Here is a 16,100-nt window from a genome sequence, read left to right on the forward strand (position 1 = left end):
ACTGGCCTGTTTGGACTGGCGCTGACGAGCCGGATCAGAGACTACCGCCTGACCTCAAAGCTGTGGCGCAATCGTACAGCCGCCCTGCGGCAACATCATATCCGGCTGCGGCAGGATCAACAGCGCCTCAAGACCGGCATTGTCTGTAATCAAATCTTGCAAGGTCATGCTGTCCAACACGCCGTAAAACGCTTCTAACGCCGCCGTGAGCGCCACGCGCAACCGACAGACGGCACTGAGCGGACAGGTGTTGTCATCGCCCGCGAAACATTCGGCAAAGGGCACGCCCGCTTCGAAATGGCGAAACACATCGCCGATGGTGATGCTGTCGGGGCTGCGCGCCAAAGCGATGCCGCCCGACCGCCCGCGCGTGGTGTCGATATAGCCCTCATTGGCCAAAAGATGCACCACCTGCGCCAAATGGTTTTCGGATGCATTCGCCGCCTTGGCGATCTCGGCACGGCGCACCATATGGCCGGTGTTCACGGCACAGGCCATCAACACACGCATGGCAAGATTGGTTCGGATTGTCAGCCGCATGGCAGGACTCCCTGTGAGATCTGTGGCACCTTATAAAGCGGTGCTTTGTGCCACGTTGATCTACATCAGAAAGGTATATTTCAAATAGAGAAATAACCGCCTTCAAATGGAATTTCCGTCTCGGACCCGTTGATTGCGATCAAAACAAGCCGATTTTCGCGGATCGTTAGCGATTTTACGCCATCAAACCCCTGCGGGCGCGGCAGAACGGCAATGGCATGGCGCAGGGTATGGCGGGTGTTTGGTGCGAGGATGAGCACAGTGGGGACGCCTTCGCGGGCAATCGCATTGTCGCCAAGCGCCGCTTTGTGGCCCTCCGCCCCGGCCGTACAGCCGTCTTCGATGCCCAAAACCCCGTCATGGCGCCCGTCCCACGGCGCATAATCGCGCCCGCCATTGGAGATCCACAGCATCGTCACCGGCATCACCGCGCTGTCTTTGAGCACCACGATAATGTCATTTTGTGCCGCACGGGTCACGGCGGTCCAACCGACCCCGGCCTCAGCTTCCACCAAAGTGACGAAATCCTCATGCCCGCTGCCGCGCGGATACTGGCTTAGATCCACCGTGCCGCCATTGGCGGCGGGAAAGCGCGTCAGATCGGTGCTGCGCCCCGGATAGGCCAGGATATGCGCCGGTTCCAAAGGGGTCTCTGGCGTCAAAGCGGCACGTTTGGGCGAAGTGGCAATGGCATCGCCGGGTGAGACGCGGATCATCGGGTGATGAGCAAAGGTCAGCCCACCCGGTGCAGTTGCCTCATGCGGTCCGCCTTCGATCACATGGGTTTGATAGAGCACGGGGTGGTCTTCGCAAAGCCGGATGTCTTTCGTCACCCGCGCACCCATGATGTCGTGATCCAACATCAGTTTCATCCCCGCACATCCCGCGCCTTGATAGCGGCTGATCAGATGCCAGCGCGAATTGGCGCTCCAGCCATGCGGCGGGTCAGGCACAAGATCGGAGGTGCCAAAGGGAGCCGCCAGAAAATCCCCCGCCAGATGGGCGTCGATCACACTGTCGGCAGCCTGCGCCGAAGGTGTTCCGACCCAATGGGCGGTGTGCAAGATGTCATGACCGCCCAGAGAAAAGCGGCGAATATTGCCGACCTCAGGATCAAAGGCCAGGTCCGCAGGCCCGGCTTGAATCCTCAGCCAACGCTCCAAGATCAGCCCCTAAATCCAGTGGCCACAACGAATTTTTCCGAACTGTCCGAACGCGACGCGGGCGGTTTGACATGCACGACCTTTTCAAACTTCTGTTTGAGCAGCTTTTGCAAATCGCCCTCCGCACCGCCCGCCAGCACCTTGGCCACGAACGTGCCCCCCGGCTCCAAGACGTCAAAGGCAAAATAGGCCGCCGCCTCACACAGCGCCATGATGCGCAGGTGGTCGGTTTGTTTGTGCCCCGACGAGGCCGCCGCCATGTCCGACATCACCACATCGGCATTGCCGCCAAGCCAGTCTTTGACCTTTTGATCGGCGTCGTCTTCCATGAAATCGAGTTGGTGAATTTCAGTGCCCGCGATCGGATCAACCTGTTGCAAATCGACGCCCAGAATAGTTCCGATTTTCTTGCCGGATTTTTCGCCCAAAGCGTTGACCCGCTTGACCGCCACCTGACACCACCCGCCCGGCGCACAGCCCAGATCAACCACCCGCGCGCCGGGCACGAGAAAGCGGAATTTGTCGTCGAGTTCCAAAATCTTAAACGCCGCCCGCCCGCGGTAGCCCTCATCATGGGCCCGCTTGACATAGGGGTCGTTCAGTTGGCGCTCAAGCCAAAGCGTCGACGAGAGTTTCCGCCCCCGCGCCGATTTCACCTTCACCCGCAGTTCGCGCGCACCGCGTCCTGAGCTTTTCTTTTCGGTCATGTGTTTTGGGTCCTTTGATCAAGGACCTTATAGCAGGGGGATGGGGATGGGGGAAAGGGGGTGTTACACCCTCACTCAAACGCCTTCAGCCGCTTCATCAGGCTCGACGTGTCCCACCGTCCGCCGCCCATTTTCTGGACGTCTTTGTAGAACTGATCGACCAATGCGGTGACAGGCAAGGACGCGCCGACCTCATCCGCCGTGGCAAGGCAGATCGCCAAGTCTTTGCGCATCCAATCGACGGCGAAGCCGTGGTTGTATTCGTCCGCCAACATGGTTTTGTGGCGGTTGACCATTTGCCACGACCCGGCGGCTCCGCCTGAGATCACTTCGACCAAAGCCTCGCCATCCAGCCCGGATTTCTCCGCCAGATGCAGCGCTTCGGACAGGCCTTGCATCAGCCCCGCGATGCAGATTTGGTTGCACATTTTGGCGGTCTGGCCCATGCCGACCGCGCCCAAAAGTTTCACGATCTTGCCATAGGCGGCCATCACCGGTTCTGCCGCCGCAAAATCCGCCTCAGAGCCACCGCACATCACCGAGAGCACACCGTTTTCCGCGCCCGCTTGGCCACCCGACACCGGGGCGTCGACATAGCCGATGCCAAAGGCGGCGGCGGCTTCGGCCAGTTCGCGGGTAACTTTGGCGGAGACCGTGGTGTGATCGACAAAAATCGCACCTTTTTTCATCCCCGCAAAGGCCCCATCCGGCCCAAGGCAGATCGAGCGCAGATCGTCGTCATTGCCGACACAGGCCATGACGAAATCACACCCCTCAGACGCCTCACGCGGGGTGGTGGCATATCCGCCCTCATGCGCCTCGGCCCAGGCCTGTGCCTTGGCGCTGGTGCGGTTATAGACGGTGACATCGTGGCCCTTGGCGGCCAAATGCCCGGCCATCGGGTATCCCATGACGCCCAAACCCAAAAATCCGACTTTCGCCATGGCTTTCCCCTTTGCAATCTATGTGCTTTAACGCGAGGCCAGAAGCGTAGCCCATCGGGGCGGCGCGTCAACACCATATCCGCACAGCGGCCCCCCCGGGTCCGACCCAACACGACTGATCCCATGCCCCTCTCCATGCCCTCCATGCCCCGCATTTTTTCTTTGCTGCTCAAACTCGTGTCCACCCTTGTGATCATCACGGTCCTGGGCATTTGGTTGACCTATTGGTTGGCCTCGCGGTCCCTGCCCGATTATGACGCGGATCATACGGTCGCGGGGATTTCCGCCCCGGTCGAAATCGCCCGAGACAATGCCAATGTGCCGCATATCTTTGGCGCCACGGATGCCGATGTCTATTATGGCTTGGGCTTTGCGCATGCTCAGGATCGGCTGTTTCAGATGATGTTGCTCAGGCGCACGGCGCAGGGCAAGCTCTCTGAGGTCTACGGCCCGCGCACCTTTGCCACCGACGAATTGATGCGCCGTCTTGGGCTTTATGCGGCGGCGGAGTCTTCGGTTGCGGCGCAAACGCCCGAAACCACGGCGGCACTCGAAGCCTATGCGCGCGGCGTGAATGCCTGGATCGAAGAGGTCAACAAAGGCTCTTTGGGGCGCGGTGCGCCGGAGTTCTTTTTGTTCCCGACAGAGATTGCCTATTGGCGGCCCGCTGATTCCATCGCCATTCTCAAACTCGTCGCGGTGCAGCTTTCCGATCAAATCCCCAACGAGGTTTTGCGCGCACGCACCTCTTTGTTGATCTCGCCCGAACGGCTGGCCGATCTGATGCCCGATGCGCCGGGTCAGGGCAGCGCAGTTTTGCCCAAATACGCCGCGCTTTTCCCCGATGTCGCGCCCTTCACCGCCAACTCCGGCACCGACTATGCGCTCGCACCCTTTGCCAAAGCCGGGCTTGCGGGCGCGTCCAATGTTTGGGCCGCCTCCCCCCGCCGCTCCGCCTCGGGTGCGACGCTTTTGGCCAATGACCCGCATCTGGGGTTTTCCGCTCCGGGGGCATGGTATTTGGCGCGGCTTGAACTGGCCACGGGCGGCGTGATTGGCGCGACTGTGCCGGGGGTTCCGGGCATTGTGTCGGGGCGCGGCGAGGATTTTGGCTGGGGCATCACCGCCGCCTATCTTGATGACGCCGATCTGTATGTCGAAAAGCTCAACCCGGACACATCGGACGAAGTCCTGACCCCGGCTGGGTTCAAACCGCTGCGCACGCGGCCCTCGATCATTCAGATCAAAGATGCGGCGCCGGTGACCTTGACGCTGCAATGGTCCGAAAACGGACCGATCTTGCCACAAAGCGCCTTTGACGTGGGCACGATCACGCCGCCGGGCCATGTCATGTCGGTGGCTTGGACGGCGCTGGTGTCGGATGATCGTTCGATGTCGGCGGTGGTGGCGCTGAACCACGCCCATACGATGACACAGGCCTTGGCGGCGGGGCGCGATTTTGCCGCCCCGGCGCTCAATCTGGCGCTCAGTGACCCGGATCAGGTGGCGATGAAAGTCATCGGGCGCGCGCCTTTGCGTGACGCCACGCATCAATCCAAGGGCCGCATTCCCACCCCCGGCTGGATCGCAACCAACCGCTGGCAGGGCTGGCGCAGCTATGACGATCTGCCAGAGTTCGACGCGGGGCCGGATGAGATCATTGGCAACACCAACAACAAAACCATCGACGCCCCCTTCCCCGACCACCTGTCCTATCATTGGGGCGACAGTCAGCGCATTCAACGGTGGCAACGGCTGATGCAATCGCGCGAAGTCCACACCCGCGAGAGCTTTATCGAGGTGCAAAACGATGTGGTGTCGCCCTCGGCGCGGGCTTTGTTGCCGCTGGTTGGGGCCGATCTTTGGTTCACCGGCGAGGCGGCTCCTGAGGGCACGGTTGAGCGTCAACGCCAACGCGCGCTTGACCTTTTGGCGGAATGGAACGGCGAGATGAACGAACATCTGCCCGAACCTTTGATCTATTATGCGTGGATGCGGGCGCTGCAAGATCGCCTGATCCGCGACGAGATCGGCCCGTTGTCGCATGAGTTCACCCATGTCGAGCCGCTGTTTATCGAACGGGTCTACCGCAATATCGGCGGGGCCTCTGTGTGGTGTGACGTGCTGCAATCCGCCCCGGTCGAGACCTGTACCGACATTGCCCGGCTCGCCTTGGACGATGCACTTTTATGGATTGGCGAGCAATATTCGACCAATCTCGAAAGCCTGCGCTGGGGGGATGCGCATATTGCCCAGCACAACCACCCGGTTTTGGGCAATGTCCCGTTCCTCAAATGGGTGGTGAACATCCGGCAATCGACTTCGGGCGGCGACAACACCTTGATGCGCGGCGTGACCTCTGGCGAGGCTGACGATCCCTTTGCCAACGTGCACGGCGCGGCCTATCGCGGCGTCTATGACTTTGCCGATCCCGACAGTTCGGTGTTTATTACCGCCACCGGGCAATCGGGGCATCCGCTGTCGCGTCATTACGATGATCTGGGCGAGCTGTGGCGGCGTGGTGAATATGTGCCGATGAGTTTGGACCCGGATCTGGCGCGCGCGGCAGGTGTGGGGGTGACGCATTTGACCCCGGCGGATGCGCAAGATCAGTGAGAGCTGTAAAGAGGATCGGCCCTGCATCTGGGCTGATCCTGTGGCATAGTCCGCATTTATTTCCCAACCGGAAATATTTTTAACCAACATCTTGCCAGACGCGCCGCGCTGCCGCATCCTTGCCGAAACACATGCGCACAAAGGATCATCATATGGCATGGGTCTATCTGACCATCGCTGGGCTGCTCGAAGTGGCCTGGGCCTTCACCATGAAACAATCAGACGGCTTCACCCGCCCGTTGGACACCGCGCTGACGGCCATCTTTGCGCTCAGTTCCTTTGCCCTTTTGGCCATGGCAATGCGCAGCCTCCCCTTGGGCACAGCCTATATGATCTGGACCGGGATCGGCGCGGTCGGGGCGTTTATTGTGGGCATTGTCGTGCTGGGCGAGGCGGCCACCCTGCCGCGTTTGATCGCGGCGGGCTTGATTTTAGCCGGGATTGTGACCATGAAACTCTCACATTGAGCCGCGCAGCCCGCGGCGGTTTCATCCGGTGAGAGACGATGGACGAGTTTGAAAAGATGCAAGCCGGGGAGTGGTATTGTTGCCTTGATCCGGCGCTGGATGCGCGGCGATTGCGGGTCTTTGACGCGGTTCACCGCCACAACACCACCCTGCCCTCCACCCGTGGCAATATCGCGCCCGAGCTGCGCGCGCTTTTGGGCACAGCCCCGGACACGGCCCGGATCGAAGGCCAGTTTCATTGCGTCTATGGCCTCAACATCCATCTGGGCGACGCGGCGTTTTTGAACGTTGGATGCGTGATTTTGGACAGTGGCCGGGTGGAGATTGGCGCGCGCTCCATGTTGGGGCCCAATGTGCAAATCTACTGTGCCGATCATCACCGCGACCCAAAGCTGCGAGGCCAATTGATCGAACGCGCCCTGCCCGTCAACATTGGACAAGATGTCTGGATCGGCGGCGGCGCGATCATTTTGCCCGGCGTGACCATCGGCGATGGCGCGATTGTCGGCGCGGGCAGTGTTGTGACCCGCGATGTGGCCCCTGGCGTGACCGTGGTCGGCAATCCGGCGCGGGTGGTGACGCCGCCCAGAGAAAGCTGACTTAGGTCAGGCGTCCATCTTGCCCGGCTTGACCTTGCCCGCAAAGACGATGAACGCCGCGCCGTTTTTCAGTGCCTTCTCAGCCGCAGTCTTTTGATCGGGGTCTTTCAGCAAGGCGGGGTTGGCGGAGACGGCTTTGCAATTTTTGACATTCACTTTGTCCCAACCTTGAGCGCGCAGGTTGAACACGGCATGTTCCAAAGCCACGCCATGTGCCGGGGCGACAACAAAGCCGATGATCGGCCTGCGCAGACCGGGGCGTTTGGCGATCTTCGGTCCTGCCGTCGCTTCCAGCAACAGCATATAGAGTTTTGCAGTCCTTTTTTCCGCCATCTTACATCTCCCGAAATTGCTTTTCTTGCCGCGGGGTCCAGAGCACCGTCATCTGATACCCCTCCTCGGTCGCCGTTTCCTGTTCCACCACACCCTCGGCAAACAACCAAGCGCGTTGTTTGCCCTGCGCATAGGGCAACAGGAGGTCACGGCTGATTTTTTCCTCTTCGAAATATTTCGAAATGGCAGCCAAAAGATCGGCCACCCCTTCGCCGGTCACCGCGGAAATGGCGAATTTATCGTCCTCAGACTGGGCGCGCTCAAGCCGGGCCTGACGCGCCTCATCGTCCAACAAATCAATTTTGTTCCAGACCTCAAACATCGGTGCATCCTCTTTGATGCCCAGATCAGAGAGGATTTTGCGCACATCCGCCGCCTGTTCGTCGCTTTTCTCATGGGAAATGTCGCGCACATGCAAAATCAGATCGGCATCCAACACCTCCTCCAACGTGGCGCGGAAGGCGGCGACAAGTTGGGTCGGCAGGCTGGAGATAAAGCCCACCGTATCCGAGAGGATGATCTCGCGGTCTGTGCCGCCTTGCGGGGCCTCCAAAACCACCGAGCGCATGGTCGGATCGAGCGTGGCAAAGAGCATGTCTTTGACGAACACATCGGCGCCGGTCACCTTGTTGAAAAACGTCGATTTCCCGGCGTTAGTATAGCCCACCAGCGCCACGATTGGATATGGCACTTTGGCGCGCGCGGCGCGGTGCAATTCACGGGTTTTGACGACTTTCTCAAGCTGGCGTTTGAGCCGCAGCAGGTGATCGTCAATGGCGCGACGGTCGGCCTCGATCTGGGTCTCGCCGGGACCGCCGACAAAGCCCAAACCACCGCGTTGCCGTTCAAGGTGGGTCCAGGCCCGCACCAAACGGGTGCGTTGATAGGTGAGGGCTGCCATTTCGACCTGCAACACACCCTCGCGGGTGCGGGCGCGATCGGAGAAGATCTCTAAAATAAGCCCCGTGCGGTCGAGAAGTTTGACCTTCCACTCTTTCTCAAGATTGCGCTGTTGCACCGGGCTGACACGCCCGTCGATCAACACCAAATCGACCTCGGCCGCGTTCAACCGCTCTTTGAGTTCGGCGATTTTGCCCGAGCCAAACAGTTGCCCCGGCTGCATTTTCGGCAGACGCACGATCTCGGAGCCGACCACCTCAAGCTCGGGCAAAGCATCGGCCAAGGCCACGGCCTCTTCGAGCCCCGCGACCGGATCGCGGCGGCTGCGATCTGATGTAATATCCGGGTGGATGACCCATGCGCGGGTCTTCAACACCTCATGTTCGTGCAGTTCAGACAATCGTGTTCCTTAGGGGTTGCGGGTGGTCACGGGCGATTTTCGCCCCTGATTTCACCCAATCTCTACTCTGCCGCAGGTAGCGGTTTGCACGCCAATTTACAAGGGTGCCACACCCATGAACGCAAAGAGGCACAGCCCCAAAGGCCCGTGCCACCCCGGACTGAACGCCGGTTTCATGCGTCGTAAGGCACGCTAAGGCTGCGACGTCGCACAGCCCTACCGCTTACTCTTCGCCGTCGTAGAGATTGATCGGTTGCGCCGGCATTATGGTCGAGATCGCATGTTTATACACAAGCTGGCTTTGACCATCGCGACGCAGAAGGACGCAGAAATTGTCAAACCATGTGATCACGCCCTGAAGCTTGACGCCGTTGATCAAAAAAATTGTTACGGGAACTTTGGTTTTGCGGACATGATTGAGAAATGCGTCCTGGAGATTCTGTTTGTCGCCGGCCATGATACTTTGCCTTTATTCTTGCGCTTATGATGCGAGCTGTCCCTCGGGCGACAGCACTTGGTGACACGTTCGCAGGAGTTCTTAAGGAATGTCAAGATAACGGCATGAATTTTGGCCAGATGCCGGGAAAGGCGGCACAATTTTGCGTCACTGCGGCCACTAACGCCGCCAGAATTCCGGGTTCAACAGGGCAATAATCGCCAACATCTCAAGCCGCCCCAAAACCATGGTTCCGGCCAGGATCACCTTTTGCGGGTCTGACAATGAGGCGTAGCTCATCGAGGCTTCGCCTGCGACCTTGATCAAAGGTCCGGTGGTGGTCAGCGCCGAAATGGTAAACACCGCCGCCTCTTCGAATTCCACACCAAACAGCGCCAGCAACATCATCACAAAGGCGATGGTGAAGGCGAAGACCATGAAATAGACCCATGCGACATAAGCGCCTTCGCGGCGGATGCGGCGGGCATTGGCACCCGCGCCGCCGACCGAATGCGGTGAGATCAGTTTTTCGATCTCGCGTTCGCCGTGGCGCACCAAAGCGTAAAGCCGGATCAGCTTCACCCCGCCCGCCGTGGTCGCCACGCCGCCGCCAAAGATCGCCAGCCCCATCAACAACACGCCCGGCGCTTGCAAGCCGGACCACAGCCGCGCCTCGGCCCAGCCCGCGCTTTCGAACCCTGCGGTTGAGAGGAAAGAGAGCACCATGAACAAGCTGCCCCACAGCGAGGACAGAGCGCGCCAGAACGTCCAATCGCCGGACACTTCCAAAACGCTAACCCAATGGCGCAAGAACAGGAAAATCGGCACGGTGATCATCAGGGCCAGCGCGATTTTCATCTCCGGGTCGCGCCACAAAGGCGGCGCATCGGGGCGCGGATGATCGGCGGTGAAGGTTTTGCGCGACAGCGCCAAAAACAAGAAGGCAAAGACCAAGAGCTCGCCCATAAACCCAGCGCCGCCATTCTCCAACCCGCCCACGGGCGAGATGCCAGAGGTGGCCATGACCGACATCGCGTGACAGAGCGCGACATAGGCTGATGAGCCGACCATGGAAAGCGCAAACCACAGCGCCAAGGTCAGCCCCAGATAGATCGGGAACAATTTGGCGGTGAACCGCGCCATGCGTTCGGGGGCGGCGGCGATGCGGGTGATTTGTGAGGCGCGGGTCTCGCTTTGGCCCGGTTCGCGCGAGGAAATCACCTCAAACCCGCCCAGATTCAGCGGTGCCAACACGGCCACGGCCGTGACCCAAGCAAACAAACCGCCCAGCCAACCGACCAGCGCCGTCCAAAGATGCACCGGTCGTGACAGCCGCGCCGGATCGTCAAACAGCGTCGCCCCCGTGGTGGTCAGCGCCGAGACCATTTCGAAATAAGAGTTGAAATAGGTGGTGGTTTTGGTCGCCTCGTCAAAGGGCACGGCGAGGATCAGCGGCAACAACGTATAGGTCGCCAAAAGCGTCAAAAGTTGATTGCGGCCCTCACGGTCGCGGTCGCCCGCGCTGTCGCGGTCTTCGGTGCGATCGGGGCGAAACCGGGCGATGGCAATGAACATCGCCAGCGAGGAAAACAACACCGCCGCATAGACAAAAGCGCGGGCATCGTCCCATTCGCGCAGACCAATGGCATAGGCCGCGGGGATCATCATCGCCGTCCCCGAGACCAGCATCAGCTGGACAAAAAATGGCATGCGCGCAAAGCGGTTCATTAGAAAAAGTCGATCGACACTTGCAACAGGCGTTCGACCTCAGGCACGTCGGCGGCGAGCGAGAAGATGGTGATCACATCGCCCTCATCAACGCGGGTGTCGCCCGTGGGTTTGACGTATTTATCGCCTTTGACAATCGCGCCGATCAAGACGCCTTCGGGGAAGGCGATGTCTTTGATCCGCTTGCCGGAAATTGGTGAGGTGGAGAGCACCTGTGCCTCGATCACCTCGGCCTCGCCCTCGCCCACCGAATAGACATTGCGCACCCGGCCATGGCGGATGTGACGCAGGATCGACGAGACGGTGGTGGCGCGCGGGTTGATATAGGCGTCGATGTCGAGCGCGGTGAGGATCGGCACCAAGGTCGGGTCGTTGACCAGACAGATCGCCATCGAACAGCCCGCCTGTTTGGCACGCACGGCGGAGAGCATATTGACCTTATCGTCGTCGGTGACGCAAAGCACGGCGTCGGTGCGGCTGATGCCCGCTTCCGATAGCAGTTCCTGGTCCAAAGCGTCGCCATTCAAGACGATTGTGCGCTCCAAACTGTCGGCGGCGCGTTCTGCCACTTTGCGGTTTTTTTCGATGATCTTGGCCCGCACCCGGTCGGTGCGCGCCTCTAAAGCCTGTGCCACGGCAAGGCCGACATTGCCGCCGCCAAGGATCACGACCCGGTCTTGTTTGCCTTGCTTTTTGCCAAAGATTTCAAGGGTTCGCGTAATGTCGTCCGAGTGGGTGAACACATAAATCGCATCCCCCGCATAGAGTTGGTCATTCGGTTCGGGCGCAAACAAACGCCCGTCGCGGCGCACACCCACGACAATCGCGCGTAGGGTGGAAAACAGATCGGACAATTCGCGCAGCGAGGTGTTGAGCACCGGGCAATCTTCGACCAAGGAGATGCCCATGAGATGCACACGGCCCGCCAAGAACGCTTGGGTGTCAAAGGCGGCGGGCGCGGCCAGACGGCGCAGCGCGGCCTCGGCCACCTCTTTTTCCGGGCTGATCACCACGTCAATCGGCATGTGATCGCGGCGGTAAAGATCGGAATAAATCGCGGTCAGATAGCTTTGCGCCCGCAGCCGCGCGATTTTACGCGGCACGGCAAAGACCGAATGCGCCACCTGACAGGTGACCATATTGACCTCATCGGAATAGGTCGCGGCGATGATCATATCGGCATCGCGTGCGCCCGCCTTTTCCAACACATCCGGGTACGAGGCAAAGCCTTCGATCCCCTGCACGTCCAACGTATCGGTCGCACGCCGCACCAAAGCGGGATTGTTGTCGACGACGGTCACGTCGTTTTTTTCGCCCGAGAGCTGTTTGGCGATTTGCCACCCCACCTGCCCCGCGCCGCAAATGATGACTTTCATTGCATCATCCCTGACTGTTTTGACATCGTCGTTTCACCTGTGAGGCTTGTCATGTCTGAACCTTTTGGTCAACTCGTCTCGCAGGACGCACGGGTTTCACTCGGCGTCTTCCGAGACATAGGCGACCCGCCCGCCCTGTTTGTTACCGGTCATCACGCCCAGGGATTTGAGTTTGCGGTGCAGCGCCGAGCGCTCCATGCCGACAAAGGTCGAGGTGCGGGAGATATTGCCGCCAAACCGGTTGATTTGCGTCAACAGGTATTCGCGCTCAAACAATTCGCGGGCCTCTCGCAAAGGCAGGGTCGCAATGGCGGGCGACAGGATGGCGCGAGTGTCATCCTCGCTGCTGACATCTTGCGACGGCAATTCTTCGGCCTCAATGTCGCCCGATGACTCGCCCAGGATCAACACCCGTTCGATCACGTTTTTCAACTGCCGCACATTGCCCGGCCAGGTCATCGTTTGCAGCATCGCGGCGGCATCTTCGGAGAGCGCGCGCAGCGGCAGACCCTGGGTGCGGTTGAGCATCTCAATGAAATGATTGGCCAATTCCGGGATGTCTTCGCGGCGTTTTTCCAGCGCGGGCACCTCGATCGGCACCACGTTCAGCCGGTGATAGAGCTCTTCACGGAACGTCCCCGCCGCAATCTCAACCGCCAGATCGCGCGCAGTGGACGAAATCACCCGCAGATCGACCGACACTTTCGCCGTGCCGCCGACGCGGGTAAACCGCTGATCGACCAGCACGCGCAGGATCTTCGATTGGGTGCCAAGCGGCATATCCGCCACCTCGTCGAAATAGATCACCCCGCCATGAGCCTGCTCCAACAAGCCTTTCTCAATACCACGTTCCGGGCTTTCACGACCAAACAGCACCTCTTCCATCCGGTCGGGTTCGACCGTGGCCGAGGACACAGTCACAAAGGCTGCGTCCTTGCGGTCGGAATGGGTGTGAATAAATCGCGCCGCCACCTCTTTGCCGACCCCCGCAGGCCCGGTCAACATCACCCGCCCGTTCGATTTGGTCACCTTGTCGAGGTTGAGTTTAAGCTGTTTGAACGCCGAGGACACGCCGATCATGTCAACCTCAGCCCCGCCGGAGCGTTTGAGCGAGGCGTTTTCGCGCCGCAACCGCGAGGTCTCCATGGCGCGGCCAACGACGACCATCAACTGATCAATATTGAACGGCTTCTCAATAAAGTCATACGCGCCCTGTTTGATCGCCGCCACGGCAATTTCGATATTGCCATGACCGGAAATGATGATGATCGGCACATCGGGATGTTCGCGTTTGACATGTTTGAGAATGTCGATCCCATCCATGCCGCTGTCTTTCAGCCAAATATCGAGCACCATCAGCGAAGGCACCTGATCATTGATCTCTTTGAGACAGTCCTCAGAGTTCGACGCCAAGCGCGTTTCATAGCCTTCGTCGCGCAAAATATCTCCGATCAGTTCACGGATATCGCGTTCGTCATCGACAATCAAAATGTCAGCCATGTGTCACACCCTTTACCTCAACGTTATACTGCAAGCTTTTGTTTTTCATCTACTTCCACCTCTGCGATCAAGGACAGGCGCAATGTCGCCCGTGCCCCGATCTGTCCCGAGGGATCAAGCGGCACGCCGTCTGTCAGCGTCAAAGAGCCGCCGTGTTCCTCGATGATTTTCTTCACAATCGGCAGGCCCAATCCCGTGCCTTTTGCGCGTGTCGTCACATAGGGTTCAAACAGGCGCGAGCGATCTTCGGGCAGGCCGATCCCGTTGTCGGTGATGGTCACCACCGCCTCTGTGCCGTCGCGCGTCAAGGCCACATGGATATGTGGCGTGTGGCCCTCTGGCATGCCATTTTCATAAAGACTTTCAATGGCTTCACCGGCATTCTTGATCAAATTCGTCAACGCTTGGCCGATCATCGTCGCATCCACCTCGGCCCAAGCGGAACGCGGCGTGATCTCGGCGGTGATGGTCACATCGGGTTGGGCATTTTGTTGCAACAACACGGCACCTTTGACCAATTCGACCAGATCATGATCGCGCCGTTCGGGCGAGGGCATCCGGGCGAATTTCGAAAACTCATCGACAATGCGGCGCAAATCGCCGGTCTGGCGCACGATCACCGAGGTGTATTGTTCCAAATCGGCGCGGCCCTCTTCGGACAATCCCTTGCCAAATTTGCGCAGAATACGTTCGGCCGACAATTGGATCGGCGTCAGCGGGTTTTTGATTTCATGCGCGATCCGGCGCGCCACATCGCCCCAGGCGGCCAAACGCTGAGCCGACACAAGATCGGTCACATCGTCAAACACCACCACATAGCCCTCCAGCAACCCGTTCACATCGCGCCGCGTGGCGATGCGCACCAACAGGCTTTCCTGTGCGCCGGAGCGGATCAACCGGATTTCCTCTTGCACCACTTCGCGTGCCTGACTGCGCAGCGCGTCAAACAGCGGGCCAAATTCCGGCACCACCACGGCAAGGGCCTCGCCCGTCACATCGCGCTCCCCCACGGACAAAAGTGCGTGCGCCGACCGGTTGGACAGGGTCACCCGCCCCTCGGCGTCCAGCCCCATCACCCCCGCCGTCACCGATGAGAGCACCGAGTCAAACAGGCGGCGGCGGCGGTCAATCTGTTCGTTGCGGTCCAAAAGTTCGTTGCGCTGGATGTTGAGCTGGCCGGTCATTTGGTTGAACACCTGACCCAGCGTGGCGATTTCATCATCGCCATCCTCGACCAGAACCCGCACCGACAAATCGCCCTCGCCGACCTGTTTCGCCGCTCCCGCCAGCCGCCCGATGGGCCGCGCCAGACGTTCGGCAAACCACAGGCCAAGCCAGGTGGCGGCCAAGATCAAAATAATCGCAAAGCCCAGATACAAAAGGCCAAATTCAAACAAAAGCCGCCCGCGTTCGCTTTCCAACTGATTGTAGAGCGCGATGGAATCCTGAGTATCGTCAAGCAGGTTGAGGATTTTGCCATCGACATCGCGGGTGACATAAAGATAGCGATCCGAAAAGCCCGCAAGCCGCTGCAAGGCGCGGCTTTCGTTGCGGTCCCAATCGTCAATAAGCACCAGTTCGCCGGTTTCAGCCCGGCGCAAATCCGCCTCTGAGGGCTGTTCATAGTCAAACAGATAGGAGCGTTCACCGCGTGCCCGGATGTCGCCCGTGCGATCAATCACATAAGCCTCACGCAAGCCGCGCTGGATCAGCCCCTGCCCCTGATTGAGCACCTGACGCAGCGCGCCATCGGGCAGGATCGTCATGGACCGACGACGCTCGATGATGAAATTGGCCAGCGCCCGCGTGTCTTCGGCCAGACCGTCGTGATGCTCGGCCTCATAGGCTTTGGCCGCCTCCAACGAGGAGCCGACCACATTGCGCACCCGATCCGAAAACCAGCCCTCAAGGCCGAAATTCACCGTCACCACGGCAAAAATCGCGACCGTGATGGTCGGGATCAGGGCAAGGAGAACAAAGACGCCAGAGAGGCGCAGGTGCAGCCGCGAGCCTTCGGAATGGGCGCGCCGTGCGGCAATGACCCGAGCGATGCGTTGGGCAACAAGCCCCGCCACCACAAGGACATAGACCACATCGGCCAAAAGCACGGCGCGCAGCGACCCCGATGCGGGGCCGTGATCCAACGGGCCAAGCACCAAAAAGGTCGAGATTGCCAAGATCGGCCCCAACACAAACACCGCGACAGTCGCGGCATTTTGCAACCGACGCAGGCGCCGCAGGCGCATGAGCCTGTTCCAGCTTTGCTTGCCGATTGTCTGTGCCAAAGCCCACCTCGTACTGGTCCACCGGAGCGCCTTGGCCCGATGATCCGGTGCCGAAAACGCCCCCTCACACCGTGGCACCAAGGACGCAGCAGCGTGATATTCCTGT

At 59.9% G+C, this 16,100-nt stretch carries 14 protein-coding genes; 3 read left to right on the top strand and 11 right to left on the bottom strand.

The window, feature by feature from the left end; all coding sequences use genetic code 11:
* Positions 1 to 54 precede the first annotated feature (54 nt).
* The 4 genes from BLT54_RS01145 to BLT54_RS01160 all read right to left on the bottom strand — a co-directional run bounded on the left by BLT54_RS01145 (position 55) and on the right by BLT54_RS01160 (position 3,354).
* Positions 55 to 540 carry an RrF2 family transcriptional regulator gene (locus BLT54_RS01145; protein ID WP_074640253.1) on the bottom strand — a complete coding sequence of 162 codons (486 nt, stop codon included), beginning with the start codon at positions 538 to 540 and terminating at the stop codon, positions 55 to 57.
* 80 nt (positions 541 to 620) lie between these two features.
* The gene (locus BLT54_RS01150) at positions 621 to 1,703 is read right to left on the bottom strand and encodes a hypothetical protein (protein ID WP_083351632.1); all 1,083 of its coding nucleotides are present in this window, start codon (positions 1,701 to 1,703) and stop codon (positions 621 to 623) included.
* Positions 1,704 to 1,705: 2 nt separating this feature from the next.
* Positions 1,706 to 2,410, bottom strand: a complete 705-nt coding sequence (locus BLT54_RS01155) for an RlmE family RNA methyltransferase (protein ID WP_009571231.1) — start codon at positions 2,408 to 2,410, stop codon at positions 1,706 to 1,708.
* Positions 2,411 to 2,481: 71 nt separating this feature from the next.
* The gene (locus BLT54_RS01160) at positions 2,482 to 3,354 is read right to left on the bottom strand and encodes an NAD(P)-dependent oxidoreductase (RefSeq protein ID WP_074640256.1); all 873 of its coding nucleotides are present in this window, start codon (positions 3,352 to 3,354) and stop codon (positions 2,482 to 2,484) included.
* A gap of 144 nt (positions 3,355 to 3,498) precedes the next feature.
* Between BLT54_RS01160 and BLT54_RS01165 the strand changes: the two genes are divergently transcribed.
* The 3 genes from BLT54_RS01165 (at position 3,499) to BLT54_RS01175 (ending at position 7,036) form a co-directional block, all read left to right on the top strand.
* Positions 3,499 to 5,970, top strand: a complete 2,472-nt coding sequence (locus BLT54_RS01165; RefSeq protein WP_074641379.1) for a penicillin acylase family protein — start codon at positions 3,499 to 3,501, stop codon at positions 5,968 to 5,970.
* A gap of 152 nt (positions 5,971 to 6,122) precedes the next feature.
* Positions 6,123 to 6,437 carry a DMT family transporter gene (locus BLT54_RS01170; RefSeq protein ID WP_074640259.1) on the top strand — a complete coding sequence of 105 codons (315 nt, stop codon included), beginning with the start codon at positions 6,123 to 6,125 and terminating at the stop codon, positions 6,435 to 6,437.
* Positions 6,438 to 6,475: 38 nt separating this feature from the next.
* A complete protein-coding gene (locus BLT54_RS01175) occupies positions 6,476 to 7,036 on the top strand; it encodes a sugar O-acetyltransferase (RefSeq protein WP_074640261.1) in 561 nt (186 codons plus the stop codon).
* A 6-nt stretch (positions 7,037 to 7,042) separates the two neighbouring features.
* On the opposite strand, the gene BLT54_RS01180 is transcribed toward BLT54_RS01175, so the two are convergent.
* The 7 genes from BLT54_RS01180 to BLT54_RS01210 form a co-directional block, all read right to left on the bottom strand.
* Entirely contained in the window at positions 7,043 to 7,369 is a 327-nt protein-coding gene (locus BLT54_RS01180; RefSeq protein WP_074640263.1) for a hypothetical protein, read from the bottom strand.
* Position 7,370: 1 nt separating this feature from the next.
* A complete protein-coding gene (hflX, locus tag BLT54_RS01185) occupies positions 7,371 to 8,669 on the bottom strand; it encodes a GTPase HflX (protein ID WP_083351634.1) in 1,299 nt (432 codons plus the stop codon).
* 223 nt (positions 8,670 to 8,892) lie between these two features.
* Positions 8,893 to 9,126, bottom strand: a complete 234-nt coding sequence (gene hfq, locus BLT54_RS01190) for an RNA chaperone Hfq (RefSeq protein WP_009571238.1) — start codon at positions 9,124 to 9,126, stop codon at positions 8,893 to 8,895.
* Positions 9,127 to 9,285: 159 nt separating this feature from the next.
* Positions 9,286 to 10,833 carry a TrkH family potassium uptake protein gene (locus tag BLT54_RS01195; protein WP_074640265.1) on the bottom strand — a complete coding sequence of 516 codons (1,548 nt, stop codon included), beginning with the start codon at positions 10,831 to 10,833 and terminating at the stop codon, positions 9,286 to 9,288.
* Complete coding sequence (gene trkA / locus BLT54_RS01200) at positions 10,833 to 12,209, bottom strand: Trk system potassium transporter TrkA (protein ID WP_074640267.1); 1,377 nt, start codon at positions 12,207 to 12,209, stop codon at positions 10,833 to 10,835. Before trkA ends, BLT54_RS01195 begins: the two co-directional genes overlap by 1 nt.
* Before the next feature lie 96 nt (positions 12,210 to 12,305).
* Positions 12,306 to 13,709 (bottom strand): nitrogen assimilation response regulator NtrX, encoded by a 1,404-nt coding sequence (ntrX, locus tag BLT54_RS01205; protein ID WP_074640270.1) that lies wholly within the window; start codon positions 13,707 to 13,709, stop codon positions 12,306 to 12,308.
* A 23-nt stretch (positions 13,710 to 13,732) separates the two neighbouring features.
* Entirely contained in the window at positions 13,733 to 15,955 is a 2,223-nt protein-coding gene (locus BLT54_RS01210) for a sensor histidine kinase NtrY-like (protein ID WP_074640272.1), read from the bottom strand.
* Positions 15,956 to 16,100: the final 145 nt, after the last annotated feature.

The organism is Celeribacter baekdonensis, from assembly GCF_900102315.1.
Taxonomy (GTDB): domain Bacteria; phylum Pseudomonadota; class Alphaproteobacteria; order Rhodobacterales; family Rhodobacteraceae; genus Celeribacter; species Celeribacter baekdonensis.